Source organism: Gardnerella sp. DNF00038, assembly GCF_049262855.1.
GTDB lineage: Bacteria > Actinomycetota > Actinomycetes > Actinomycetales > Bifidobacteriaceae > Bifidobacterium > Bifidobacterium vaginale.
This window is the reverse complement of record NZ_CP058407.1, coordinates 102,730-129,661: the sequence shown is the minus strand read 5'-3', so window position 1 is coordinate 129,661 and position 26,932 is coordinate 102,730. Positions and strand designations below refer to the sequence as shown.

Below are 26,932 nucleotides of genomic sequence, written 5' to 3'. Positions count from 1 at the left end.
CAACATCGTTTGCAAACCAACATCGATGCGACGAGATTACATGTGCCACTGATTAACAAAGGAGCATCATGAGCACAACAGACAACGCCAAAACAAAGGCTGCCACGCCTGTGCCCGTAGAAGAAAGCACAGAACGACTCAATCGTCCACTAATTCAGTTAGCAAAAGCCTGCGGAGTTGCAACTTTCTACATCGACCAACTAGGCGACTATACGGAAATTACCGATGAAGCTCTTGTTGGCGTGCTAGATGCACTAGGTTGGCAAGCAAATACAGAGGAAAATATTGCAAACTCACTAAAACGAGTGCAAGAAAAGCGAGATAGCGAACTTCTGCCACCAACAGTTGTATGCTTTAATGGCACAAAAACAATAGTGCCTGTGCACACTGGCGGCAGTGCAATCAACCCAAGCAAGATCCACGTAACACTGACTTTAGAAGACGGGACAGAATACGAGGATACGCCTGATAAGCCGCTTAATAACTTTAAGACAAGCAAAGAGGGCGACTTATTGCTGGAACTTCCAGAAGATTTGCCAATGGGTTACCACACTCTGAAAGCAACTGTAGATGACGAATGCGCCTTGCATGCTCAGGTTACACTGATTTCTGCTCCAGCAAGAATCCCTCTTCCGCAAAGCGTTCAGGAACGCCATCGCTGGGGCTACATGACTCAGCTCTACTCCGTGCGATCAAAGGAATCTTGGGGAGTTGGCGATTATGGCGACTTGCGTAGACTTCTTAAAGACGCGGGTAGCATTGGCAAAGCCGACTTTATGCTTATAAACCCAATTCACGCCTGCGCACCAGTGGCGCCTTTAGAGCCTTCGCCTTATTTGCCTGAGTCGCGCAGATTCTTAAACGTAACTTATATTCGCCCACAGGATATTCCAGAATACACGCAATTAAGCGATAGCCAGAGAGAACAAGTGGAAGCTCTGCACGAGTCGGTTGAAGCGCAAAACAACGATCCAAATCCTATGGATATTAACACTGCTTGGAGCGCAAAGCTACCAGCATTAAAGATGATTTTTGAGCAGCCTAGAAGCGCAGAGCGCGAGCAGGATTTCGCAGACTTTAAGGCGCGTTCTGGAGAAGACTTAGACGCTTTTGCGACTTGGTGCGTAGCCTTCGAGGTTTGGGGCGCTCCTTGGGGAGATAACCTTTGGTTTGATACCACTGGCAAGGGCACTCCTCAGATTGACGCGCTTAAGCGCGAGCACGCTGATTTGTTGGAGTTCCACCGCTGGCTGCAGTGGATTGCAGACGAGCAGGTTGCAGCTGCCCATGCCGAAGCTAAAGCCGCTGGAATGGCGATTGGTCTTATGCAAGACATGGCTGTTGGTGTTCACGGTTATGGCGCAGATGTGTGGTGGAGCCCAGAGCGATTTGCTAACGGCGTTAGCGTTGGTGCACCTCCAGACTTCTACAACCAGCAAGGTCAGGATTGGGGTCAGCCTCCATTTGACCCTAATTATCTAGACGAAACTGGTTACATTGCATACCGAGACATGGTTCACAACGTGTTCTTGCATGCTGGCGCGGTTCGAATTGACCACGTGCTCGGGCTTTTCCGCTTATGGTGGATTCCGCAAGGTCAAGGAGCTAAAAACGGTGCTTACGTGTACTACAACGTGGACGCTATGCTTGCTGTGCTTAGCATTGAGGCAACTCGCGCAGGCGGATTGGTGATTGGCGAAGATTTGGGCACTGTTCCAGCATATGTTTCTAAGGTTCTTGCCTCGCATGGAATTCTTGGAACTGTTGTTGAATGGTTCACTCACAACGACGATTCAGAAAAAGCCGCTAAGAAGGCTGGTAAAAAGCAGATTATATTTGCAAACCCTTCTACATACCGCGAATACGCTTTGGCATCTGTTACAACTCACGACATGCCACCTACAGCTGGATACCTTGCTTTTGAGCATGTTAAGCTTCGCGAGGAGCTTCATTTGCTTACCGATTCTGTAGAAAGCTTCCAGAAGGCTGCTAGCGCCGAGCGAGACGCCATGATGAAGATGCTTTTGGAAGGCGGATGGATTAGCAAGGATGCTGCCGAACATGTAGAAGACCATGTGCAAGAGATTGTGGAGGCTATGCATGCGATTATGCGCACTTCCCCATCTTTGCTTTTGCAAGTGGCGCTTGTTGACGCAGTTGGAGAAAAGCGTTCGCAGAATCAGCCTGGAACCAGTACAGAATATCCAAATTGGCGTATTCCTCTTACTGATAAAGATGGCAATGTTGTTCATACCGACGAAGTGTTTAAGTCACCTAGAGTGCTTTCTATGGCAGCTGTTATGAACGGCAAAAAATAATTAGAATTTAAGCCAAAATAACAATAAAAACAACAATAAAAACAACAAAAAAGAAAGGGTGAAAACCTTTATAAATAAAGCTATTTAGAGTATAATGAAAGGGAATGGTTATCTGTTAAGAGTAACTTGTTTCCTTCCCCGACATGGTGTTAGGATTTGCGCATAGTTGCACATTTAAAGCACCTTGTAATGATGTCCCAAATGAGGCGAACATCCGTGATGGTGTTCGCCTCATTAATTATTTTGCCGATTGCCCTTATTTGGTTACCACGGTTATTTAGTTACCCAAATACCCAATTAAATATAATTCTCGGGTTACTAATGTCAATTCACAAATCACTTACCACTTGTTTTAACGTATTTTGCAAACACACGCTCAAGCAGCGGAGTATGGAGCATAATCAAAGACCCCCATCCAAGCAAAATCAACAGCGGTAATCCCTGCAAAAAATACTTTAAAGATAAATAGACAAGCGCAAAAAATACAAAATCAAGCAAAACCATCATAAAAGTGGTTGCAATGTAAGATACGCTAAAAATCAACGAATTAATCAAGGTTCTACCAACAGAATTTTCAAATCTTGCTTGAAGAGCAAACACCCATTGAGCAACCAAAACCCATAAAATACTGATCGCAAACTTTATTATTAAAAGTGGCGTAAGCTGCAGAAAAATCCAAGACCCTACAATTGCCACAAGAATCGGAAGCAAGATTATCCAAATAATAGTAGATTTAACAAAATTATTTTTAAAAGATTTAAAATAGATTGAAGTTGTGTGTGCTTCTCCGCGCTCAATCCTTCTAGCAGTTTCATGAGCAGCTGTAATTGATGCGCCAATCGTTATAATCGGAACACTCGTAATAATCATTAAAATGGTAAGCCATACTGCGTCTGCAAACGATTCCATTCCTTGAGCAAACTTTGAATCGGGGCTTCCAAAAGAAATCATTACAACCACTCCTGCATAGTTAAACGCAATCTAAAACAAATCTAAAATAACAATACACTAAAAAATACACTTAAACACAAATGATGGTGGAAGCAAAGTTTTGCAACCACCATCATCATGCAACCGAGGTCCGAAGGAGAAAAGACCTCAGCCTTTTACCGCACCAGCCATAACGCCTTTGATAATATACTTCTGGCAGATGAGGTAGAAGATAATAATTGGAAGAATGGCAAGAACCAAGCAGCCCATCATGGCACCCATTTCAACGGAGCCATAACCACCCTTCAAATATTGAACTGCAATCGAAACAGTCTTATACTTGTTCAAATCCAAAGTGAGGTAAGGAAGAAGGAAGTCATTCCAAATCCACATTGTTTGCAAAATCGACACAGATATAATAGCAGGTCTCATAATCGGAACAATAATCTGGAAGAATATGCGAGGCACTGAAGCACCATCAATCATTGCGGACTCTTCCAATTCCTGAGGAATACCCTTCACAACGCCCGTGAAAATAAACACAGCCAAACCTGCGCCAAAACCAAGGTAGATAATCCACAATCCCCAAGGGGTGTTCAATCCAAGCTTTGTAGTGATGTTGGAAAGAGTGAACATAACCATCTGGAACGGCACAATCATATTGAACAAGAACAATACGTAAAGCAGCCTTGCAGCCCAATTGTTTACTCGCACAATCCACCATGCACACATCGAAGTGCACAAAAGAATCAGAACCACAGCGCCAATCGTTACAACAATTGTCCACCAGAAGCTCATCAACAAATTCGTGCGGTTAATGCCAAGAACGTAATTATCAAAACCAATAAACGACTTTGGAGTAAGTGAGAATGGCTCGCTAGCAATATACACCTTTGACTTAAAGGAATTCATAAACACTAACGCGATTGGGAAAATCCACAACAAACTCACTACAGCAAAAAGCGTGGTCCAAAGCACAGGATGCTTAGTTTTCTCGTTCATGCTGCCACCTCCTTAGACGTTGTCAACCTGTTCTGAATCAAAGCAATTACAGCCACAATGATGAAGAATATGACTGCCTTTGCCTGACCGACGCCTTCACCATTGATTCTTCCATAGAATGTGTTGAAAATGTTCAACGCCAACATCTCCGACTTTCTGGAAGGAGCACCATTAGTCAACGCCAAGTTCTGATCGAACAGCTTGAATCCGTTTGTAACAGTCAAGAATGTGCACACTGTAATGGACGGCATCATAAGAGGAATCGTAATCTTAAACAGCGTTTGCATTGGTGTTGCGCCATCAACAGCTGCCGCCTCAATAACATCTCCTGGAAGCGCCTGCAAACCAGCAATGTAAATAATCATCATATATCCGATTTGCTGCCAGCATATCAAAAGAACCATGCCCCAGAATCCGTACGTCGCAGAATACGTAATAGCACGACCAAAGTAGCCTAAAATACCATTAAGCACTACTTGCCAAACATATCCCAAAACAATGCCACCAATAAGATTTGGCATAAAGAACACTGTACGGAATAAGTTTGAACCTTTGAACTTCTTTGTAAGCATATACGCAATTGCAAAAGCAATAACGTTAATAACAACTGTTGTTACAACAGTAAAAGCAGTTGTGAAAATCAACGAATGAATAAAATGAGGATCGCGCAAAGCCTTGCGATAATTGCGAATACCCACAAACTTTCCATCCGTAACAGTATGGAACTTAGTAAAGCTAAGATACACACCCATTACGAATGGCACTAAAAAGCCGATTACAAAAGCAGCAAACGTTGGCAAAGCGAATAACGCCCACCATTTGCGTATTGCTTTTCCACTCATATTAATCATGACTCGTCACTTTCTCCTCCTTGAGTACAACGCTTGTACGAGCGTCGACGCCCGAACCAATACTTTTATATTACTACATGCAACAGCAATGTCAAACGTTGTCATTTTTTGCATGTCGTTACGCGATGAAATCAAAATTAAATGTGAAGAAAATCCCTATTTTTGGCGATTTTGCAGCAAAATCTGCTATTATTATTTTTATTGCAAACGTTTGTGTATAAGAGGCGCAATGAACATTGATGTATGCGCTGCTCATATACTATCGTTGAAGATGATTGAATGATATTAATGAAGACATTAATAAAAATATTGATGAAGATATTGATGTTGTGCGAATAAAGGAGTTCACATGCCGGCTAATATTCAAGATGTTGCCAACGAAGCTCACGTATCAGTATCTACTGTTTCACGCTCATTTACACGACCAGACTTAGTTTCCGCAATAACTCGCGACAAAGTGTTGGCTATTGCAGAAAAACTAAACTTCTCAATATCTCGTTCTGCAGCCGCTTTAAAATCTGGCAGAACTCTAAGAGTCGCACTACTAATGAGCGACAGCATTCGCCTGTGGTTTAGCGCATCCATAATACAAGGATTGAATCAGGTTCTTCACCCAGCAGGATACGATCTATCAATTTTCCAAATATCAAGCAGCCAAGAACGCGCAGAATTCTTTGATATGCTACCAACTCGAAGAAATGCGGATGCTGTAATAGTTTGCTCATTTGACGTAAATAAGTCGGAAGTTGCTTCATTAAAGGCAACTGGTGTACCAGTTTTAGGCATAAATTGCTTATATCCTATGGACTGCGATTTTGACGCAACAATTAATATTGACGACAATCAGGGCGCGAGGCTTATGGCTCGCCATCTTATTGGATTAGGTCATAAAAACATAGCTTATATTCGCACAAATCGCGATGTTTCCCTGCATTTCAGCGTTTTACAACGTTATCATTCGTTTATTGACGAATGCAAGATTAACAATATTACGCCTACCGAAATCGTAGCTCCAGAAGGTTTAGACCGCATAAGTTCAATAGTTTCATCGCTTTTAAGCAACAGTAGTATGCCTACTGCGATTGCATGCCAAGAAGATGGAATAGCAATACCTTTAATGTTCCAGCTTTCTAGGAGTGGATACAATACTCCAGGAGATCTTTCAATTATTGGTTTTGACGACAGCTTCTACGCTAGAGAAACAGGACTTACAACTATTAGACAAGACCCTGTAAGCATGGCAGTAGATACTGCAAAAATGACTTTATCTTTAATTAATGGAGATTATTTAGATGAAAGTCGCAGATACATTACGATTCCAGCACAGCTAATTGTGCGCTCGAGTACATCTCAACTTGACGCAGCTTAGTTCAAGTACCATTTTAAATGCAATCTTAAAATACTATTTAAATATCAGACTAAGTCAGCCTAAATTCAAACAAAAGAGCTTCAAACCCCTAAGGCTTGAAGCTCTTTTGGTAGGCTATTAATGCACTGTGCTAATGCAATTACATCAACAGCCCAATCTTAAATTATCGTTTTAAATTATGTTCTTAAATTATGACTTTAATTTGTAATCAAGTTTAAGCCGAATAATCAATATTCAGATTAATCCTGATCTTCGTGAGTCTGAGCAACTTCCTTAGCCCAATTGTCAACGAAGGCGCTCTTAACCTTATCCCACTTGCCAGTGCCCTGAGCATACTCAAGCAAAGCGGAGCCAAGATCGTTCTTCCAGTTGTCAGATGGCATCATAGTGAAGTTCCAGCTTACAGGAGTCTTACCAGACTGAGCATCTTCAACAGCAGCAGCAGTCAAAGGATTCTCAGACTTCATATCAGCAAAGCTCTTGAATGGAGTGGTGAAGCCCATCTTCTTAGACATAGCTTCCTTGCCATAATCAGAGGTAAGAACCCACTTCAAGAAGTCCTTAGTTGCCTTCTTGTTTGCATCCGAAGTCTTATCGTTAATGCACCAGTAGTTCTCGGAGCCAGTAGCCAAGCCCTGCTTTTCTTCGCCCTTAGCACCAATGTAGATTGGGAGCATGCCAAGGTCTTCAGCCTTCATGCCAGCCTTCTGCAGGTCGGTCCAAGCCCAAGTACCATTCTGATAGAACACAGCCTTGCCAAGCGAGAACTCAGAGTTTGCATCCTCACCAGTCTTAGAGCTGAGCTGAGTTGCAGGAGTGGTGGAATCAGTAATGTAAAGATCAAAGATCTTCTTGTATCCGTCAAGGAACGTGCCCTTGATCTTTGCTGGCTGCTTAGTTACCTTGTCTGCCTTGAACTCATAGTACAGAGGAATGTTTGCAAGGTGAGTCTTAAAGCGCCAATCAGAGCTGGAATCGAAACCAGCAGAAGTGAAAGCACCATCAACACCAAGTTCACTCTTACGAGCCTGAATGTCGTCAGCAACAGCCTTAAGCTTATCGAAGGAATTAATCTCTTCAGCAGACTTTACCTTTGCATCCTTAAGCTCAGTGTACTTCTTTAACAAAGACTTGTTGTAAATCAAGCCGTAAGTTTCCATTGCGTATGGAACACCAACAACCTTATCTCCGTCCTTAAGAGCAATATCCTTGTTCTGAAGCTGCTTGTAAAGCTCCGTATCCTTAAGATCTGCAGTGTAATCCTTCCAAGATGCATATCCAACAGGACCATTCACCTGGAAGAGTGTAGGGGCTTCATCACCCTTGCTGATTTCACTCTTAAGAGACTGCTCATATGTGCCAGAAGCAGCGTTCTGGACCTTTACAGGAATACCAGTCTTCTTGGTATATTCCTTAGCAACTTCCTTCCACTGATCAGCAGATTCTGGCTTGAAGTTAAGGAAGTAAACCTTACCCTTATCGGAAGAATCCGAAGAGCTGGAACCACATGCAGCGAGCGCACCGAATGCCATCGCGGAGCAAGCTACAAGTGCAATTGTTGACTTAATTGTACGATTCATCATCGAACCTTTCTCCTATGCCGTCGACCCTACTATGAGCCGCCGCACCCCTAGGTGCCCTTTTCGACAATTTTTATTATGCCTCAAATGCAAAGATATTGCAAACGATAGCAGTGTTGATATGATGGCGTGTCGCACAATCTGCAACAATCACAAATCAACAATTCCAGCGAACGATTACACGATCTCCCTTATAAGTTCCAAGAGCGCTGTAGTGGGCGGTGTCTAGTCGCAGCAACCGCGCTTGAGACGCATCAACGCCTAACCATCTCATAGCTAAAATTCTAAGAACATGCGCGTGCGCAACAATAATCACATCCTTGCCGCTTTTAAGCTTTGGCAAAACAGAGTCGATTATTTTTTGCGTTCTATCAGAAACATCCTGCAGACTTTCCCCATTGCAGCGTACTACTTTCACCGTTTCACCACTCGGAAGAGACTCTTCACAAGAATCCGACATAAACTCTGGAAGAGCCTTAGGACCATCTCGCCAAACATCCCACGATTCTACTCCACTTAACGCGGAGACATCTTTTCTAGTTCGCCCTTCTGCACACCCATAATCCCATTCAGCTGCGTATTCTAGCGGCGTGCAATGCGTAAAACCTGCTAGTTGAGCTGTTTGCCGAGCGCGAACAAGAGGGCTTACAAACTGGCAGTCTGCATCAAAACCCTTAGGAAATGCTTGTCGAATGCGCTCACCAGCATAAACTGCTTGCGAACAACCAATTTGAGTAAGCGGTATATCCGTTCTGCCTGTATGCTGACCTGATTCGCTCCAAACAGTTTGTCCGTGACGCAAAAGAACAAGTCTTCCCTCTGGAGCTCCGCCACAAGTTGCTGGAACATCTTGAATCTCGTACGAATCTCCGCTAAATGAACCACCATTAACGTCAACGTCAATACTGTTCAGCATAAATCCACTCCGCCTTAAGCACCGCCAACAAGTCAAAAATCTACGCTTGGTGCCTTAGCGCAAATCTAAACCCATTACTTACAAACTGGCTCCACTGCCATATTCGCTCGCTTTTATAACACTTTTATAACACTTTTACATGTCAATTACTAATTGGTATTTCGCTACCATTACCATAAAAATATGACGTTAACCCAAAATGATTCACGATATGATTCACGGAATGATTCGCAACACAATTCACGACAAGACTTTTCTGGTCAATTTTATACCGAATCTTCCAACGCACATGCAGATTATTGTGCGACTCATAATGCGTCTCGCAGCGCAACCCGCAGCGCTTCAAATCTTACAATTAAGCGTTTAAACAAGGTTAACGATAAAGCTATTGCATTAAGACAAAAAAGACTTAAAAATCCTGACACTTTGTTAGATATGATTGCAAAATCTGCAATTCCTGCAATTGTTACAATGGTCGTAGGTAAAGTCGCAGAAATCGTATGGAAGCATTACGTAAAAAACAATAAAATGCACAAAATCGCGCAAAATAAACAATTTGAGAAATACAGAAAAAATAAAAGTAGCAAAAATAAAGACGTAAATAGGGAAGACTATAAAAAAATCAGTAAAGACAATAAACAAGAAGATTCTTTGCTCATGAACCTCGGGCTTGCGATTTTTAGCGCAATATTAACAACAGTTGCAGGTAGATACACAAATCGCGCGGTACTATCTGCAATTAAGAAAAGGCAAAGTCGCAGAAAATAACAAGAAAAACAAGTATTTTAAGTAGTCTAAATAGCATAAATATTTTTAAATAGCATAATTTTAAGGAAATAAAATGACAGAGTTGCAACAAAATAACGATCAAAACAACAATAAACAGATTGAAGAAAATAAAACAATTCAGACACTTCTAAATCGCAGATCTATACGCGCTTTTAAAAACGAGCCGATTAGCGAAAATATTGTAAAAACGTTGGAAGCAGCAGCACAGCGCGCAGCTTGTAGTCAGTTTTTAAACGACTGGTCCGCGATTAAAATCACAAGCGTAAGCCTTAAGAAAAAGCTTTCCGAACTTGGAAATCAAACTTATATAGCCACAGCGCCACTTTTGTATGTTTTTATTATTGATCAGCACAGAAATGCTGCTATAGCGCGCAAAAATGGCATTGATGCAGACGGAAACGATTTTACGCTTAAAACAGGATACAGGTTCTCACAGTCGCAGAACGATGCAATTCTTGCACTGCACGCTATGGAAACAGCTGCAGAATCACTTGGGCTCGGATGCGTAATCCTTGGTTCAATTTTGAACAACATTCCCGATTTAATTGAACTTTTGAAGTTGCCAAAATACACGTATCCAGTACTTGGGCTTGCGATTGGCGAGCCAGACCAAAGCCCAGAGCTAAAGCCGCGCATGGACTCGAGCATGCAATTCTTTGAAAATGAATACCCTATCAGCGATGATGTTTTGCTTGAAAAACTTGCAGAATTCGATGAAAGAGTGCATAAATACTACGATTTGCGAAATGCTAGCAAACCAGTAGACGCGTTCAGCGCACAAATCGCAAAGCTTGCTGTAGATTCTGGCGCCAAAAACCATAGTTGCGAATCGCAGCTTAATGCGCAAGGATTTACTTTTAAGTATTGATTTATTGATTTGCTGATTTTTAGTGTTAATTATTTAGCATTAATTATTTAACGAAAACGCGGCTTATATCCGCGTTTTCTAGACTTAGGTTTGGTTGTTTCAAATCGCGAGCGCATATCGCAATACTTACGAATTGCAGGATTTGAATGCGTTAAATGCCAACTTCCGCAATAATCGCATTTATAAACCCATAATCTTGCTCCGCGCTCTCTAAGGCTTTTATCCGCTGCCATAAGAGCCTGCCCTTTATTGGCATACATTATTTTTTGGGTAGATTCACATCTGCGCGGAGTAAAGAAATACATGTAACCCATAGTATCACCGCAACAAACTGCGTTGATTCGCAACTTTATGTAGTTCGATTGCGCTTTGACTGAGCTTGAAATTGCATAACGCATTTCAAGCTCCTTCAAAGCGTGATTTGGCTCAAACATAAAGTCCGGTGGACTTTATGTGCCAAATCAGCCGAGCGGCTACTAATAGCCGCGAGGAATAGCGCGCTTAGACCGCGTGCGAATCGACGATTTCGAGCTGCATAATGCGCGAGAAATCACCTCGATTCGCTGAGCCGCTCAAAGCAGAAGCACTGCTTCTGCGCGGCGAAGTCGTTCGCGCGCTTAGACCGCGCGAACGACACAGCACGCCGCAAAGTTAATACAAACGCACTACAAAGCTGCATTTAACACAAAACTTACACATCTGCATTAGCATCAACATTCATAACATAAACGTTGTTTCGCAACTGCCGCTCTTGTGCACGCGTAATGTCACCCGCCTCATACATCTCGTGAATAATCCTAAGCTCAATCGCATAGCTTTCACGCTTAACATCATCAATTCTCTCAATCATTTTTACGCTCATAGCAACATTTGGCCTAGATCTAAGAAGCGCCTCATTAGCCCTATATTCACGCAAAAGCGTTGAACAATGCTCCGTATTATATGTTTCCTTATGCATTTCCTGATACAAGCGTTTAACAACGCTATGTATAACGTCAATATGAATCTGCCGAACGCGCACAAAAATCATGTCTTCTCTAAGAAGCGGAGCCGTTCGACGAATCATATTACTTGTTCGTCTTACAACTGTTACTACTCTTCGCTGAGCAGACCTAAATCGTCCACGCAAATGCCACATTATAGATTGTGATTGTTCCCCTGTGTGGATATGTCTTAAAGAATTCATTATCTGATCCAAAAGCCTCTCGCATGCTTCTGTCTCTAAATTATGAGATTTATTTATACTATCTTGTTTAAGTTCTTTAATCCTTTGTTTTATATAGTCCTTTTCCCAATTTAGAGCATCTACACGTAATAACAAGTAGTCTTTTGAATCACTCTTATTTACATTTTGTTTTAGCCTATTGATTCGTTCCGTGTAGGAATCAATCACAGATAAAACAGCACCTCGAGTTTCATAATCATCACTTTTAAGATTGTCCTGCGTAACGTTAAGCGTAAGCTCTTCAACGGTTCTCCGCAAAACTTCTATGATTATTGGCGTAACTGCTTCTAGCTCATGATTGTTATCTTTAGGAGATATTAGGGGAAGAATAAAGTTAGCTAGCAAAAGCGTTACTACTATCACCACTCCAGCAATAAAAATCAATTCATTTCTAAGCGAGAAGCTAATTGGAAGCGTAAACATCAGCGCTAATGTTAAAGTTCCTTTTGCTCCACCTAATGTCATTATTACGGACGATTTTAGCCAATCTACATCTCGCCTATTTGCTTTAGATCGACTTGCAAGGCGAATCATAATAACCATCCACAAGAATCGAACGCCTATAATGGCAACTAAAGTTACGCAAATAATCGCCACTAGAATAAGATTGTTAATTCCACGATCATTCCAACTTGAACTTACTACTTTTGGAAGCGCGATTCCCAAAAGCACAAAAACAGCACCATTAAGCCCAAAAGATAGAACGCTCCAAACACTGTTTGCCACTATATTTGTTCGCGAAACATTAGGACCTACTCCAGAACGATCGAATTTTGTAAGCAATCCTGCAGTAACTAGCGCAAGCATTCCCGAAGTTTCAAGGCTTTCTGCACCCATGTATAACAAAAATGGTAGGAATAATTCCATTAATATTCTAGTTTTCGTAGTTTCCCAACCTAGTGACCTGATTTTTTCAAAAAGCCAGTTTGCAGCAAAACCTACTAACGCGCCTACTGCTATTCCACCAAAGAATTTTGTTGTAAAACTGCTTAATGCTGGAACAATGTCGAAAACGCCTGAGGATGCTACCAACACTGCAAATTGGAATCCTACTATTCCAGATGCGTCATTAAATAATGATTCGCCTTGAAGAACGCTAAATTGTTTGCGCGTAAGCGACACTTCGTGACTTAAAGCGCTTACTGCCACGGCATCCGTTGGACCTAATGCAGCACCCAACACAAGAGCTGCCGTAATTGGCGCAAACGGCCATATTGCAGGCAATAGAATGCCAACAACAATCATTGTGGCTAAAACTAATCCAATAGCTAGCGTGGCTGAATATTTGAAGGAAGACAGCAGAGCTAGCTTATTGATTTCTCTAGACTCAAAGTATATAAGTGGCGCAACTATAACGACCATAAACATGTTTGGATCTAAAGATGCGTTTGGAAAAAATGGCAATTCTGCAGCAATAATGCCCATAGCTATCTGCACAAGTGGCACTGAAACTCTTGGTATAAAACGCTCCAAGAATGATGACAGAACCACAACTGCCATTATGTACAGAATTAGCTCAAAAATTGGCATACTGCTATAACTCCCCTTGCTTATTTGCCATATTTTTCCAGCTTATCGAAACATGGCAACCGCGCGAAATATAAGAAAATGGTAAAACAATTTGAGTAATTCAAAGTAATCTAAAATAAATCTAAAAAATTGTCTATTTATTCAAAAGTTCAACATAGATTCAAAAAGTTCATAATTGTTCGCACGGTTCTGTCAAAATTCAAAATAAATTCAATTCTAGGCTTGCAAAATGCTTTTTTATGCGTAAAATTGTCTTTTAATCGCCTCAAAGTTCAATTTATAGCTTCTATTTTGAACTTTGTTGTAAGTTTGTTCAATTTAAGAATGCTGATTTTATAAGCTTCTATAAGAAAGACGGATTATGGCACAGAATTTTGCAAACGACCTTAAAAAGGCCATGAAAATCAAAGGATATAAGCAGATTGATGTAATCGATCTTGCAGCAAAAAGCGGCCATAAGCTTGGCAAAAGCCAGTTAAGCCAGTATTTAAGCGGTAAAACTGAGCCACGCAAAGACGTGCGAGATATGCTTGCACAAATTCTTGAAATTAGCGACTACGGAATCAAAGGTGGGCATTCTTGCGCAAAAACCGCGCAAAAGGCGCAAGCAGACTGCAGCGAGCAGCACGAGGAAAATCACCCATTAACAGAAGATGAGCTTTCCGAAACACTCAAACATAGAAACTTCAACAAATCCACCAAACTTGAGCACGTGCTTTACGACGTTCGAGGCCCTGTTGTAGAAGAAGCAAACCGCATGGAAGCAAACGGAACGCATATTTTAAAGCTCAACATTGGGAATCCTGCGCCTTTTGGATTCCGCGCTCCAGACGAAGTGATTTACGACATGCAACAGCAGCTTATTGACTGCGAAGGCTACTCGGATAGTCGCGGACTTTTCTCCGCACGCAAGGCGATTATGCAATACGATCAACTTAAGGGCATTCCAGGCGTGCAAATGGAAGATATTTACACTGGAAACGGCGTTTCCGAGCTGATTAATCTTTCTATGCAAGCGTTGCTTGATTGCGGCGACGAGATTCTTATACCAAGCCCAGACTACCCGTTGTGGACTGCGTGCGCGAGCTTGGCTGGCGGCACTCCTGTGCACTACATGTGTGACGAAAAGTCGCATTGGTACCCAGATATTGCCGATATTCGCTCTAAAATCACGCCTCGTACTAAAGCAATCGTGATTATTAACCCGAATAATCCTACGGGCGTGCTGTATAGTCGCGAAGTTTTGGAAGAGATTGTTAAGATTGCGCGCGAGTTTAATCTGATTATTTTTGCGGACGAGATTTACGATCGTCTTGTTATGGACGGCAAAAAACATGTTTCGATTGCTTCTCTTGCTCCAGACGTGTTCTGCGTAACTTTTAGCGGACTTTCTAAGTCGCATATGATTGCTGGCTTCCGCATTGGCTGGATGAGCCTTTCGGGAGATAAATCCAAAGCTCGCGACTACATTATGGGGCTTAACATGCTGTCTAATATGCGCTTGTGCTCGAACGTTCCTGCGCAATCTATTATTCAGACTGCTTTGGGCGGATACCAGAGCGTTGAGAAGTATTTGGAGCCGGGCGGACGCGTGTATGAGCAGCGCGAGTATTGCTATAACGCACTTCAGGAGATGGATGGCGTAAGCGTCGAGCGACCAGATGCTGCTTTCTACATGTTTGTAAAACTCGATTCTGCTCGCTACAACATTCACGACGACGAACAGTTTGCGCTTGATTTGCTGCGCGACCAAAAGTTGCTGATTGTGCACGGCAAAGGCTTTAATTGGCAGACTCCAGGCTACTTCCGCGTAGTCTACTTGCCGCGCTTGCAAACGCTTCGCGATGCAATGGGCAAACTCTCCAGCTTCCTCTCCTACTATCGCCAGTAGAAATCATAATTTTTGCATAAACAAAAAATTACGATTAATTCTGACCCTATTCAAGAAATTATGCATATAGTGCCACGCTAAAAAAACTTAACGTGGCACTATATTTTCATAGGAGGAAGGAATCAAGTATTTACTACGCAGCCTATTCTCTTATAGATGCTGCTGGGCCAATTGACTCACGCAGCAGCACAGTAATAGGTAGGCATACGTGACGGGATGATGCTCGTTCATACCCAGCATTCAAAGTCTCTACTATATATTCAGCAGCTAAACGTCCTTTAGTTGTGACAGGTTGTTTAACTGTTGTCAACGGTGGATTACTACATGCAGACTCATCTATATCATCAAAGCCTGTAACAGAAATATCGCGTGGGATTTGCAAACCAGACTGTCTAGCAGCGTCCATTACTCCAAACGCAATAACATCACTAAAACAGATGAATGCAGTTGGTAATACAGAATTATTTTGTTTTATTTGTGCAAAAGCTTCTTCTCCTCCAGTACGAGTACATGGCACTTCAATAACATTTTTCTTATCGACCAGTGGAGCTATTCCATTCTCTTCTAAAGCAGAAACCACACCATCAATACGGCGACGAATTGTTCCATGCCAAGAAAGATACCCATCATCATTACCTGATTCTGGAGAAATCACCACAAAATTGCGATGACCCAATGAAATAAGATGCTCAGTTAATTCTTTCATAGCGCGCGTCTCATCAATATTGATACTCGGAGCCTGGCTATGTACTTCACTGTCAACAATCACAAATGGCTTTCCTTGCTGCATAAGCGCTTCAACTTCACCACGATCTTCTTCTAAACCAGTTACTATAAAACCGTCAACGGCAGCATAAGGAATTGCTTTTAACATAGAATTACGAAGTGGAGGCACTAAAAGAAGCGTCAATCCCTCTCGCTCACAGATTTGCCCAATACCCTGAATAAATTCCGAATAGTATGGGTTTTCTAGCACTCGCCCTAATTGCTGTGGTAGTAACAATCCCAAACTATTTGTCTTTTGAGTTCGCAGCATATAAGCAACAGGATTACGCACATATCCTAGTTCCTTTGCAACTGAAAATATGTGTTCTACAGTTTCTGACGATAAGCGATCAGGAGTATTATACGCAAAGGAGACAGCAGATTTAGAGACACGCGCTGCATCAGCAATATCCTGCATTGTAATTTTCTTTCCCATGCTTCACACTTCTTACTTCTACATTATTTTTACTGTTGAGCCTGCAATACGATCATAGAATTATCTTTATTAGGGCGCCAACTATCTCCAACAGTTACACCATTTATAATTCGCCAATTATGATTTTGCAATTGTTGAGGTAGCTTCGATGAATTATACTCTAATAAATTACTACGTGAAATAATCATCAAAAGAGATTCTTCCTTATGCTCTCGCGAAATAATGACAGTATCTCCATCAACAGCGTAACAACTTTGCGTACCCCTTCGCAACGCAATATGATCACGTCGCAATGCATTTAATTGAACAATTGTACGGAATATTTCAGCATTTGTATCAAGACTATCCCACTGCATGCCAGAACGGCACCCTGGATCATTATCGCCAACCATACCAAGTTCATCACCGTAATAAATCATCGGAGCACCTTCGCAGGCAAACATGCAACAGTAGGCAGTTATGCAATCCTCAGTATTATTTTGATGCGCAGTTAAAACACGCTCAGTATCGTGACTACCCAACAAATTCATCATCCCATGGTGATATCCATACGGTATGCGCTCCTGCAGACGGTTAATACCGTTAACAAAATCGTATGCATTGAATCGCTTTGTTGCAGTAAAACCTAAAACTAAATCACGCAGAGTATAATTCATTGTGCTATCGGTAGTGTCTCCTTGCAACCATTGAGCAGGGTCTCTCCATTCTTCAGCTATCAAACATAATTCTGAATTTTTTGATTTAACAACTTGCCTAAAATCCTGCCAAAATTCTGGATAAATAAAATATGGAACATCAAGACGATAACCGTCGATACCTTGATCAATCCAATATCTCGCAACATTAAAATGATGCTCACGCACCTTTGGATTAAACACATTCCACTTCGGTAGATATTCACAACCAGAACAGGTTTTATAATTAGGCACAGGCAATGACTTAACTGGAAAGTTTTTCACTGAAAAATAATTAACATATTCTGAATTCTCTTCATTTTTAACAACATCTTGAAACATCCAATGAGTTTTACCACAATGATTTAAAACTGCATCTAGTACTATACGTATATTCCGCTTATGCGCTTCATCTACCAATGTATGGAAATCTTCAAGAGCTCCTAAAAGTGGATCGATTTTAAAATAATCGTTTGCGTCATAACGATGATTTGTTGCAGCAGAAAAAATTGGATTCAAATAGAGCGCATTGCAACCTAAATCATGAATATAATCAAGTTTTTCTGTAATTCCAGCAATATTACCACCTAAGAAATTCTCACGCGTAGGCTCAGCATCCCATGGATCAAGCGGCACATGACCTTCAGTTAGCATACCGTAGCCTTCACAACGATAGAAACGATCAGGAAAAATCTGATAAAATCTTGCATCAGGCAACCACTGTGGTATAGACATAATAAACCCCATCCTTAATTTTTCTACAATTTCTAATCTTTCATACCAGTATTGGCAATTCCTCTAACAAGCGCACGTTGGAAGAAAAGGAACACAATAATACTTGGTATTGTTGCAGTCAAAGTTCCTGCCATCAAATAATTCCAAGAGGTTCCGTAACGCCCTACGAAGGATGCTAAACCAATCTGAATTGTACGAGTTTCATCCGTATTCGTAACCAATAACGGCCAAAGGAAATCATTCCACGCAAAGAGAAAACTAAAAATACCAAGCGTCGCAAACGCTGGGGACGACAATGGAACGATTACTTTGAAGAATATTCCAAACCTGCCACAACCGTCAATGCGCGCTGCCTCATCAAGCTCTCGAGGAATTGTTGCAAAATATTGGCGAAGTAAAATAATGCCAAACACATCTGCAAGTCTAGGAACAATCAAAGCATACAGCGTATCAACCCATCCCAAATTAGCGACTATCTCATAAGACGGAATAACAATCACAAAATTAGGAATCATCAATGCAGAAAGCAGCAGAATGAATATTGTTTTCTTCAAAGGAAATTCTAATCGCGCAAAAGCGTAGGCGGCAAAGGCATCAAATATTAAATGTCCTACAACAATTCCTACCGTCATCAATAGCGTATTCCAATAATATTGCGCAAACGGCGCCGCTTGCCAAGCGTGAATATAGTTTTCCCAATGCCATGATGTAGGAAAAATTGAAGTATTCGTGTATGTTTCAGCACGCATTTGCAAAGAAGTAGTGAACATCCACAAAAATGGAATGATTACTGTTGCTGAACCTAAAATCAGAATCGCATGACGCGCCAAACGCGACCATAATGATGACTTCATTATTCTTCTCCTTGTGCTCCAGAAACTTTCCATTGAATCATCGTCACGCCTAGCACTAGCGCAAGCGTAATGAACGCTATTGCTGTTCCATAGCCAAAATCACCGAGCTTGAACGCATCACGATACATCATCATGCCAAGCACTTCCGTGCCTCCGCGAGGACCGCCACCAGTGAGCATGTATGCAAGGTCGAAGGATTGGAAGCTCGTTACTAATGCCTGAACTACTACAAAAAACGTCATTGGAGATAGCAATGGGAAAGTAATCTTCCATAATTTTTGCCACCCAGTAGCTCCATCTAATGCAGCCGCTTCATACACGCTTTTTGGCAATGCTTGTAACGCAGTTAAATACAAAATAGCGTTAAAACCAATATTTTTCCACACGGTCAAAAGAATTAATGCAATAAGCGCAAGCCAACGATTTTGTAACCAATCTGGTCCGTGTATATTGAATTTCATCAACACACTGTTCACGAATCCAGAAGGATCGAGCATATATTTCCACACAATGGCTGCAGCCACAGAAGATGTAACCACTGGAAGGAAGTAAATACTACGATAAATACTCCTACCTCGTATAGGCGCATCAAGCAAAAGCGCGAGCAGCAATCCAGTCAGCACACTTAATACACATACACCAGCAGCATAAATAACCGTTACCATTAAACTATTGAAAAACTCAGGATCTTGGAAAAGACGAACATAGTTTCCCAAGCCAATAAATTTCTTTTCTGGAGAGAATCCATCCCACGATGTTAGTGAAATATATACAGCAGACAACACAGGGTACAGCACGAAACCACCAATAATAAGCACTGCTGGCAACAAGAATACCGCAGCACATATTACTTGATCTTTCTGGTAGTGCCTGTGCGCAGACTTGAGAAAATGACGTTTTTTCATTACATACTCCTTGATGCAAAGAACCCCGATAGCTGAGTCAACTTCATTTCCTTTGACCCAGCTATCGGCACAGTATTTATGCAATCAGCCTTTGGCAATCACGTCGTTAACTGCCTTTTCAGCATTCGCAAGCGCTTCGTCAACACTCTGCTCTCCAGCGAAAGCCTTCTCCACAGCCTTTGCAAATTCAAAGGAAATCTTTGGATACAATGGCGTATTTGGACGTGTATGAGCAATCTCCATTTGTTCCACAAACGGAATTAAACGAGGCTGTTCCTTCTTAACCCAATCCAAATACTTATCAGACTTTGCAACACTCTTCGTTACAGGAAGCATGCCAGTCTTTTGCGACCACTTGATCACCTGTTCTGGCTGCAAGAACCAGTTCAAGAATTCGCCAGCAGCCTTGGCACGAGCGTCAGAATTATGGAAGACGATTGCTTGTTCACCACCGAGATTAGTTGCTTCCTTGCCATCCTTTGGATGAGGGGCTTTTGCTACACCGAAATCAAATGGTGGATCTGGCGCCCAGATGCCAACCATCCAGCTACCTTCCTGAGCAGAACCACCCTTGCCCTTTTCAAATTCGCCCCACTTAGCATATGGGCTCACGCCGCTCTTGATAAGATCCACCCAGAAGTTCATAGCCTTCTTGCCTTCTGGCGTATTGAATGCAGCCTTAGAATTATCCTTTGTCAAGAATTCGCCGCCAGCTTGCCACAAGTTGACCTGGAAGTTCCAAGTTAAACCTTCGCCGTTATCTCCTGCTTGAGTAAGCAAATCATACCCTGGCTTGCCTGTCTTTTCCTTGATCGTCTTTGCAACTTTCTTCAACTCATCCCATGTTTGTGGTGGTTTGTTAGGATCTAACCCAGCTGCTTTATAAACGTCCTTGTTGTACATGTACGCAAGATTATTGGCAGTAACTGGCACAGAAACTTGTTTGCCGTCAATATGACCATAGTCAATCAATGCAGGAGTCACATCATCGAGCGTTTTCGAGCTGATAACCTTAGAAAGATCAGTCAAATTGCCCATTTTTGCAATCTGTGGCACCCATACCAAATCACTTATAGAAATATCTGGCAAGCTCTTCGACGAAGCCGATGCACGAAGCTTCGTCATAAAATCAGAGTTCGGGACGCTCGCAGTCTTAATCTTAATATTTTTATGCGAAGCATTAAAATCCTTCACCATTGCATCAAAGGTATCGGCATTAGCGCCATCCCAATAATGCCAAATGGTAAGCTGTGTTGAGCCATTAGCGTCGGATGATTTTACACTACCACACGCACCTGCGCTAATAATCATTGCAGCAGCACCGATTAATGCACATATTTTTGTAAGTTTCTTCATTGTAACCTTCTTTTTATCTGCATATGTTAACTTGCACTCATTTTGCATTTAGAAAATGGGTGACGAACTATTCTCTAAAGCATCAGAAAACAAACTAGTAATTTTTTTATTCTTTGTTGTATGACTACATAACAAGCAAACAGTTTTTTAATTGCCGCAAACACTGGCTCATATAAATCTACATGTCATGTTCACACAGACACCAAATCAAAAATGCACGCTTGTTTCTACCTCCTCCCCTCCAACTCCGAAGACATTATCTTTAGATACCCACTGTTTGTCATCAAGCAATGCCTTAAATTGGAACTTTTTACCTTTAGGCATTCTCTCCATTTCAGTCTCCTTTGAACTGCAATGCTAAACTCTTGTAAATCAATTTACTACATTGTTAAACAAACGTCAATACCTTATAAAATAATTACACGTTATCTACTTACCGCGCTTGCAAACGCTTCGCGATGCAATGGGCAAACTCTCCAGCTTCCTCTCCTACTATCGCCAGTAGTTATATATCTTGTTTGCAAACTGCAGCAATTCGAATCACGACACAAACAACAAAGCGCAAAAGTAAATACATTTCGGAGTATTTCGGAATGAAACACCACAATAAACACAAAGAAAACCCAACAAAGCCATACGAGAGTAGGGCTCAGCACAGTTAAGAGTAGTTAAGAGTAAAACACTGCAATAAAACACTCATTTCACTCACAGTCCAGAAAAAGGTGTATATCAAGAGGCATATATCATTCAGAATATGAAAGACATTCATAACATGAAAGAAAGAAAAAAGAGAAGGAAATGAACGCTGCGGCACGGATTCGCACAACTCTTATTATTGCCGTTTTATCGCTTAATGCTTTTCTTATAACAAGCTGTAGATTTGGCGTAAGTCTATATCTTTTAATGCATGTTGACTTATCTCACGCAGCACTTAACGCAGTGTCCGTAGCACTTATGACCTGCATAGCAGCACCACTTGGCGGCATTATCGCAGATAAATATCCACCAACTAGATTGTTTATAGCTCTAACGTTCTGCTTTGCCTTGCTGTGTACTGGATACGGTTTCGCTTTAGTAGCACAGCATAACCTTATTGCTATTATGGTTACGCTACTCGGCATAATATTCGGATTCTTTACTGCATTTTCTTCGCCTAATCAAAAAGTATTGATGGCGTATAGCGTGCCAACTGGCGAAAAAACCAAGTTTTTAGCAAGCATGCGTATGTGGATTAATCTCAGCAGGCTTGCTGCACCAGCGATTACTGGCATATTTGTTGATATATGTAATCCGCTCATTTTCTTTACGAGCATTGCTATTGTGATGATATTAGCGGCACTACCTCTACTGTTAGTTAATCTAAACCAGCAAGCACAAAATAGCTCAAACAATACGAAAACAGGAAGCAATAAAACTGCTGGTTTTGCAGCTTCTTTACACTATATGAAATCTACACCATGGTTAATAGTCTTAGGAGTAGTATCAGCATTACAATCAGGCTCATGGCTTGCTGCATTCAGACTAATGGGAGCACACCATTGTCTCACGCTTTTTCATTCGGCATCCACGTGGGGATCAATAGTCAGCATATTTAACATTGGCATGATTGTAGGTTCGCTATTATGCAAATATATTGTGCTACATTATGAGATTTTATACTCTATTTTATTACCTGGATTCCTTTCTATTCCTTTACTTATTTTCGCACTTAATAATTGGATCGCTCTTTTCCTTTGCTCTGCTTTCATTGCAGGTATTATTTTTGACGCAACTATTGTCTATGGGCAAACAGCTCTTCTCGACGGCATACCAACACACATTCTCGGCGCAACTACTACTTTTACTTCTATTATGGAGCAATGCGGCATTATCGTAGGGTATGCAAGCGTACTAGCATGGGGAAATCTAAATTCATCATTATTCATAATGATTGCAGCTGGCGTAATACTTGTTTCAACAGGTATAGCCTTATGGATTATTCAAGCTCGTAAACAAACATACCCATCAATGCTTACCAAAGATTATTGGACACCATCAACATGGGTAAAAAGAAGCATATAACAAGATATTTAGCGCGTAAGCACAATAAAGCTATACAAATGCAATTACATCACAGGACAATTAGTTTGCACATCCTGTTGGAATCCTGACGGATCTCCTAGTTTTGCTTTACGCATGTGCTCTTTGAAAAAGTTTCGCGTTGCATCATCACAACGATCTGGACCCATAAACGGCATGCTAGGCACTTTTTCAAGCTCATGCAAAGCTTTACTTGCCGCTTGTTCATCACTAGCATACGTGTCTAACCATTGCCGTTCCCAAGCACACTGATAATAATTAGATGCTTGCGTATCACCATATCCACTCTGGAACTGAGCGTCTTTTTCTTCTCCAACCAAGTTTGCAGGAGCTTTATATTTTTCAGGCCAACTAAGCTTTGCCACAGATTCCTGATATTCCTTCTCTATATGAGCAAAATCAACAGTCTCTCTAGGCGAACTATTTTGCGAGCGCGCGCCACCCATACCACTCGCATTATTGTTGCCTATTCCTCCACACGCATTAAACATAAGAAGCGCACTAAGCACACCAACAATAAGAGTTGCTTTACCAATAGTATGATTATTCATTATTCCTTCTTTCTTATTTTTTGAAAATTAACGCAATGCTAATGCTGGTTGTAAACGTGATGCTTTTATTGCCGGCACCACACTTCCAGCAAGCGCTGTAATAAAAGCCGCAATAACAGCTCCAATAGCGGCTTCATATGGGTAAACTGGCGGACTAACTGGGCTTGCTGCATCCCAAAAACTTGATGCTATAGACACAAGTCCAAAAGAAACAGCGACAGCAGCAATCGAAACTATCAGCGCTAAAATAATCGCACTTCCTAACACGAGTGAAGCAATAGACCATCTAGTAGCACCCAAGGCTCTGCGTATAAGCAGTTCATGTGTGCGCTGCTCCAACGATGCTAAACCAATATTGATTAAACCTAGCGCGGAAACAAAAAGCAATAATGCTGCTACGATAGCAAAACTTAATTGCAATACTGTTATAACATTCTCGTAATCATCACTATTATCATGTCTTCTAATTTCGTTTACTTGTCCACCACAACAGTCGTAAAGAGCATCTGAAACATAAGATTTAATTGATTTTTGAGAACGATTTTCTTTATTCAACCAGTAGATTGAGCCTTGAGCTTCTTTTCCAGAATATTCCCAAAGAGTTGGAGCATAACGTAATAATCCTAGAATATTCACGTATACTTTTGCTGAGTCTACGCCATCGTTCACAACTCCAACAATCCTTATAGGACTCATTTGTGTTGTTTTGCGAGAAGTAATAAATGCTACTTCACCAATCTTGTATCTTTTGCTAGCAGATTGGTTTACTACCATTTCTAATGCGTTGCTTTTATCGCTATTACTAAACCATCTTCCACTTACAATAGGTAAGTTATAAACTTTGTTGTATCCTGCCGTAGTGTAAACAGCGTCAGCATATTGAAGATTGCCAGTCTTATATTCTTTGCTTATTTTTACACTCTTCACGGCTGGCATAGAAGCGCTAAATAGTAGTCCAGTGTTTGGTTGTAGCATAACGTTAGCGTTACGGTTTGCGGATTCAATGCGATTTAAGAATTTGTTAAATACTGAATATTCGTCAAAATTTTGTGCTGAAAAAGTAATCTCGTATGTCGGTCTACGGCCATTTAGCTGTTCGTTAGTTGCAATAAGATAGTCCTTACCAACCGTGCCGATAAGCACTGACGCAATAACGGCAATGATGCCGATAAACATTGAAAAACCTGTGAGGAAGGATCTCATAGGAGACAGGCGCAAATCTTTAAGCAGCATGATCATAAAGAACACCGCCTTCCATAGTAAAAATGTGAGAGCAAGAACGAGCCACTTTCATATCATGAGTGACTAATAGTAATGTTGTTCCAGATTCTTGAACACGATCGTGCAACACTTGAAGCACTTTTTCTCCCGTACTACTATCGAGCGCACCAGTTGGCTCATCGCAAATAAGTAATTCGGGATTAGTGACGAGAGCACGCGCTATCGCGACTCTCTGCTGTTCACCGCCTGATAGCCTTCCAGGGTATTCGTTTAGTTTATCTTGCAATCCAACATCACATAATGCTTCTTCTATAGTTTTTCTTCTTGTCTGCTTGCTTTGTTGTAGTCCCGCGTATAAAAGCGGCAACTCAACATTTTCTCTAATACTTAAATGCTTAATGAGAGAATAGTTTTGAAAAACAAAACCAATATTTCGAGCGCGCATATGCGATACTGTACTATCACTACACTTTTGGATTGACTTGCCAGAATAATAGTATTTTCCAGTAAAATTTTTATTCAAAAATCCAATAATAGAAATAAGACTCGTTTTGCCGGAGCCAGACCTGCCAACTACCGCGTATGTTTCACCTTGATTAAGTAACATAGAAGCAGAGTTGACAGTGGTAAGCCATTCGCCATTGCCTAGTTTTACACGCGCTGACACGTCTTGTAGTTCAACCAGTGGAACAGGATTGTTCTCCATAATCATTGCACTCCTGGAATGAGATCAGGAGAAACACCTGCTACAACATCACCCTCATGCAAACCAGACGTAATTTCAATATTAGCGCCGTCACTGATTCCAAGACCAACTTCTTTACGCTCCCAATTATCGCCTTTCTTGTATGAGACTAAGCCTTTTTGAACTCTTCCAGCAATCGCACTAACAGGCAGAGTTAGAACCGATTGTTTATGCTTGCCATTAAAAACAAGCGTCGCATTTTGACCTGATTCTACTTCTGCGCTTTTATCTATTAAACACGTTAAAACTTTTGACGATACACTGGGTTTACTTTGCGCACTCGACTCATCTGTTTGAGTTGAATCAGCATTATCATTCTTGCTACTACCCGAGGCTGCAACATCGGTAGAAGTTCCACCGCTTTGTACTATTTGCAAACAATTGGTTGGTCCAACACCGTCTTCAACTTGGAAGCGACCTTTAACATCTGTAATATCCGCAGAACGAAGTAAAGCTTTTGCATTAAGGCTTATTGAAAAACCTTCATATTTAAGAGTGAATAGCGGGAAAGATTTAGGCACGTCCGCAGATGATTCAGCTACTGACACAACTTTAGCGTCTACGGGAGCAATAATTTTGTTACCAGCATTGTAGCCTAAAATACTTCCAGCTTTTACAGTACTGCCTGCTTTTACCGATGGAGAAAAATTCCCCCTACTTACAGCAGTGATAACAAAGGTAGACGATTGTTCTATTGTTGCTTTACCCGACACAACTTGTGTTAAAGGCTGTTTTTTGACTGAAACAAGTGGAACTGAATCATGTGATGCCTGCTGCTGACTATTATCAACTGCTCTACCAGCGCATGCAGTAAGCAAACACGCTGGCAGAGCAGCTAACAAGAGTACTTTCGTAAACTTACTCATAACACAAATCTCCTTACTCGCCAAACTCGTAGACACATAGTATGCGTCGAAACAAGCCTCTCAAACTGATCCAAAATAAATAAAGTGCTTGATAATGCTACAATTAATGCTTTTATGATTGACACTTTATTGAGGATTTCAGCTTTTGCTTAATAGCCTATAATCGCCGTAAAGAGTTTGCATCACACTAAATGATGATTTTATTTATGATTTTTGGAGCTTGCGTAATACCAGAGAATGATTTGTTTTGCATAGAGTTTATATGTTACTGAACAATTTATTTGCTTATAACCTCAACCACATTGTGATTGAATCACTAAACTTTAAGCGAACTTATTCGCTGCGGAGTAACCCCCGTAAGCTCTCAGTGCCTACCTTTATAAGATTACCTTTGTAAAGGTTTTCCTAGACAAGATATTCATCATACAAATTCAAGTACTATTATTACTTAAATAATGCTTTTCTGAAGGAGCAAT

23 protein-coding genes are annotated in these 26,932 nt (G+C 41.3%); 6 read left to right on the top strand and 17 right to left on the bottom strand.

Annotated elements, in window-relative coordinates:
• The first annotated feature begins 68 nt into the window (after positions 1-68).
• A complete protein-coding gene (gene malQ / locus HXT19_RS00525) occupies positions 69-2,318 on the top strand; it encodes a 4-alpha-glucanotransferase (protein ID WP_422119700.1) in 2,250 nt (749 codons plus the stop codon).
• Between the two features lie 336 nt (positions 2,319-2,654).
• On the opposite strand, the gene HXT19_RS00520 is transcribed toward malQ, so the two are convergent.
• The 3 genes from HXT19_RS00520 to HXT19_RS00510 all read right to left on the bottom strand — a co-directional run bounded on the left by HXT19_RS00520 (position 2,655) and on the right by HXT19_RS00510 (position 5,101).
• Positions 2,655-3,269 carry a YesL family protein gene (locus HXT19_RS00520; RefSeq protein WP_004118127.1) on the bottom strand — a complete coding sequence of 205 codons (615 nt, stop codon included), beginning with the start codon at positions 3,267-3,269 and terminating at the stop codon, positions 2,655-2,657.
• Positions 3,270-3,416: 147 nt separating this feature from the next.
• On the bottom strand, positions 3,417-4,250 hold the full coding sequence (locus HXT19_RS00515; RefSeq protein ID WP_004113778.1) for a carbohydrate ABC transporter permease: 834 nt from the start codon (positions 4,248-4,250) through the stop codon (positions 3,417-3,419).
• A complete protein-coding gene (locus HXT19_RS00510; protein ID WP_004112931.1) occupies positions 4,247-5,101 on the bottom strand; it encodes a carbohydrate ABC transporter permease in 855 nt (284 codons plus the stop codon). The genes HXT19_RS00515 and HXT19_RS00510 overlap by 4 nt, the downstream gene beginning before the upstream one ends.
• Before the next feature lie 349 nt (positions 5,102-5,450).
• Between HXT19_RS00510 and HXT19_RS00505 the strand changes: the two genes are divergently transcribed.
• Positions 5,451-6,470 carry a LacI family DNA-binding transcriptional regulator gene (locus HXT19_RS00505; RefSeq protein WP_422119699.1) on the top strand — a complete coding sequence of 340 codons (1,020 nt, stop codon included), beginning with the start codon at positions 5,451-5,453 and terminating at the stop codon, positions 6,468-6,470.
• 239 nt (positions 6,471-6,709) lie between these two features.
• Here the strand turns inward: HXT19_RS00505 and HXT19_RS00500 are convergent, their stop codons facing one another.
• Complete coding sequence (locus HXT19_RS00500; RefSeq protein WP_013399402.1) at positions 6,710-8,053, bottom strand: ABC transporter substrate-binding protein; 1,344 nt, start codon at positions 8,051-8,053, stop codon at positions 6,710-6,712.
• A gap of 154 nt (positions 8,054-8,207) precedes the next feature.
• On the bottom strand, positions 8,208-8,966 hold the full coding sequence (locus HXT19_RS00495; RefSeq protein ID WP_004113771.1) for a histidine phosphatase family protein: 759 nt from the start codon (positions 8,964-8,966) through the stop codon (positions 8,208-8,210).
• A gap of 183 nt (positions 8,967-9,149) precedes the next feature.
• On the opposite strand from HXT19_RS00495, the gene HXT19_RS00490 reads away from it, so the two are divergent.
• Together HXT19_RS00490 and HXT19_RS00485 are read left to right on the top strand one after the other, a co-directional pair.
• The gene (locus tag HXT19_RS00490; RefSeq protein WP_004112904.1) at positions 9,150-9,734 is read left to right on the top strand and encodes a hypothetical protein; all 585 of its coding nucleotides are present in this window, start codon (positions 9,150-9,152) and stop codon (positions 9,732-9,734) included.
• 73 nt (positions 9,735-9,807) lie between these two features.
• Complete coding sequence (locus HXT19_RS00485; protein WP_075038483.1) at positions 9,808-10,623, top strand: nitroreductase family protein; 816 nt, start codon at positions 9,808-9,810, stop codon at positions 10,621-10,623.
• A gap of 47 nt (positions 10,624-10,670) precedes the next feature.
• Here HXT19_RS00485 and HXT19_RS00480 read toward each other — a convergent pair whose 3' ends face one another.
• Positions 10,671-10,937, bottom strand: coding sequence for a hypothetical protein (locus HXT19_RS00480; protein ID WP_081264679.1), 267 nt, complete (start codon positions 10,935-10,937; stop codon positions 10,671-10,673).
• Between the two features lie 377 nt (positions 10,938-11,314).
• The gene (locus HXT19_RS00475; protein WP_422119698.1) at positions 11,315-13,378 is read right to left on the bottom strand and encodes a cation:proton antiporter; all 2,064 of its coding nucleotides are present in this window, start codon (positions 13,376-13,378) and stop codon (positions 11,315-11,317) included.
• Between the two features lie 361 nt (positions 13,379-13,739).
• On the opposite strand from HXT19_RS00475, the gene HXT19_RS00470 reads away from it, so the two are divergent.
• Positions 13,740-15,269: an aminotransferase class I/II-fold pyridoxal phosphate-dependent enzyme gene (locus HXT19_RS00470; RefSeq protein WP_081264633.1), complete on the top strand. Its 1,530-nt coding sequence runs from the start codon at positions 13,740-13,742 to the stop codon at positions 15,267-15,269.
• 142 nt (positions 15,270-15,411) lie between these two features.
• On the opposite strand, the gene HXT19_RS00465 is transcribed toward HXT19_RS00470, so the two are convergent.
• The 6 genes from HXT19_RS00465 to HXT19_RS00440 all read right to left on the bottom strand — a co-directional run bounded on the left by HXT19_RS00465 (position 15,412) and on the right by HXT19_RS00440 (position 21,327).
• Positions 15,412-16,470: a LacI family DNA-binding transcriptional regulator gene (locus tag HXT19_RS00465; RefSeq protein WP_004113759.1), complete on the bottom strand. Its 1,059-nt coding sequence runs from the start codon at positions 16,468-16,470 to the stop codon at positions 15,412-15,414.
• A gap of 29 nt (positions 16,471-16,499) precedes the next feature.
• Positions 16,500-17,879, bottom strand: coding sequence for a glycoside hydrolase family 13 protein (locus tag HXT19_RS00460; protein WP_422119697.1), 1,380 nt, complete (start codon positions 17,877-17,879; stop codon positions 16,500-16,502).
• Between the two features lie 32 nt (positions 17,880-17,911).
• A complete protein-coding gene (locus HXT19_RS00455; RefSeq protein WP_004112888.1) occupies positions 17,912-18,733 on the bottom strand; it encodes a carbohydrate ABC transporter permease in 822 nt (273 codons plus the stop codon).
• Positions 18,733-19,638: a carbohydrate ABC transporter permease gene (locus HXT19_RS00450; protein WP_004118115.1), complete on the bottom strand. Its 906-nt coding sequence runs from the start codon at positions 19,636-19,638 to the stop codon at positions 18,733-18,735. Before HXT19_RS00450 ends, HXT19_RS00455 begins: the two co-directional genes overlap by 1 nt.
• 84 nt (positions 19,639-19,722) lie before the next feature.
• A complete protein-coding gene (locus HXT19_RS00445) occupies positions 19,723-20,994 on the bottom strand; it encodes an ABC transporter substrate-binding protein (RefSeq protein ID WP_422119696.1) in 1,272 nt (423 codons plus the stop codon).
• A gap of 207 nt (positions 20,995-21,201) precedes the next feature.
• The gene (locus HXT19_RS00440; protein ID WP_004113751.1) at positions 21,202-21,327 is read right to left on the bottom strand and encodes a hypothetical protein; all 126 of its coding nucleotides are present in this window, start codon (positions 21,325-21,327) and stop codon (positions 21,202-21,204) included.
• 465 nt (positions 21,328-21,792) lie between these two features.
• Between HXT19_RS00440 and HXT19_RS00435 the strand changes: the two genes are divergently transcribed.
• On the top strand, positions 21,793-23,055 hold the full coding sequence (locus HXT19_RS00435; protein ID WP_101886736.1) for an MFS transporter: 1,263 nt from the start codon (positions 21,793-21,795) through the stop codon (positions 23,053-23,055).
• A gap of 44 nt (positions 23,056-23,099) precedes the next feature.
• Here HXT19_RS00435 and HXT19_RS00430 read toward each other — a convergent pair whose 3' ends face one another.
• Genes HXT19_RS00430 through HXT19_RS00415 form a run of 4 tightly spaced genes read right to left on the bottom strand, consistent with a single transcriptional unit; the run spans position 23,100 to position 26,456 of the window.
• Complete coding sequence (locus HXT19_RS00430; protein WP_004118111.1) at positions 23,100-23,624, bottom strand: hypothetical protein; 525 nt, start codon at positions 23,622-23,624, stop codon at positions 23,100-23,102.
• Between the two features lie 27 nt (positions 23,625-23,651).
• Positions 23,652-24,863, bottom strand: coding sequence for an ABC transporter permease (locus tag HXT19_RS00425; RefSeq protein WP_101886737.1), 1,212 nt, complete (start codon positions 24,861-24,863; stop codon positions 23,652-23,654).
• Positions 24,847-25,557, bottom strand: a complete 711-nt coding sequence (locus HXT19_RS00420) for an ABC transporter ATP-binding protein (RefSeq protein WP_020761632.1) — start codon at positions 25,555-25,557, stop codon at positions 24,847-24,849. The genes HXT19_RS00425 and HXT19_RS00420 overlap by 17 nt, the downstream gene beginning before the upstream one ends.
• The gene (locus tag HXT19_RS00415) at positions 25,554-26,456 is read right to left on the bottom strand and encodes an efflux RND transporter periplasmic adaptor subunit (RefSeq protein ID WP_064623616.1); all 903 of its coding nucleotides are present in this window, start codon (positions 26,454-26,456) and stop codon (positions 25,554-25,556) included. The genes HXT19_RS00420 and HXT19_RS00415 overlap by 4 nt, the downstream gene beginning before the upstream one ends.
• Positions 26,457-26,932: the final 476 nt, after the last annotated feature.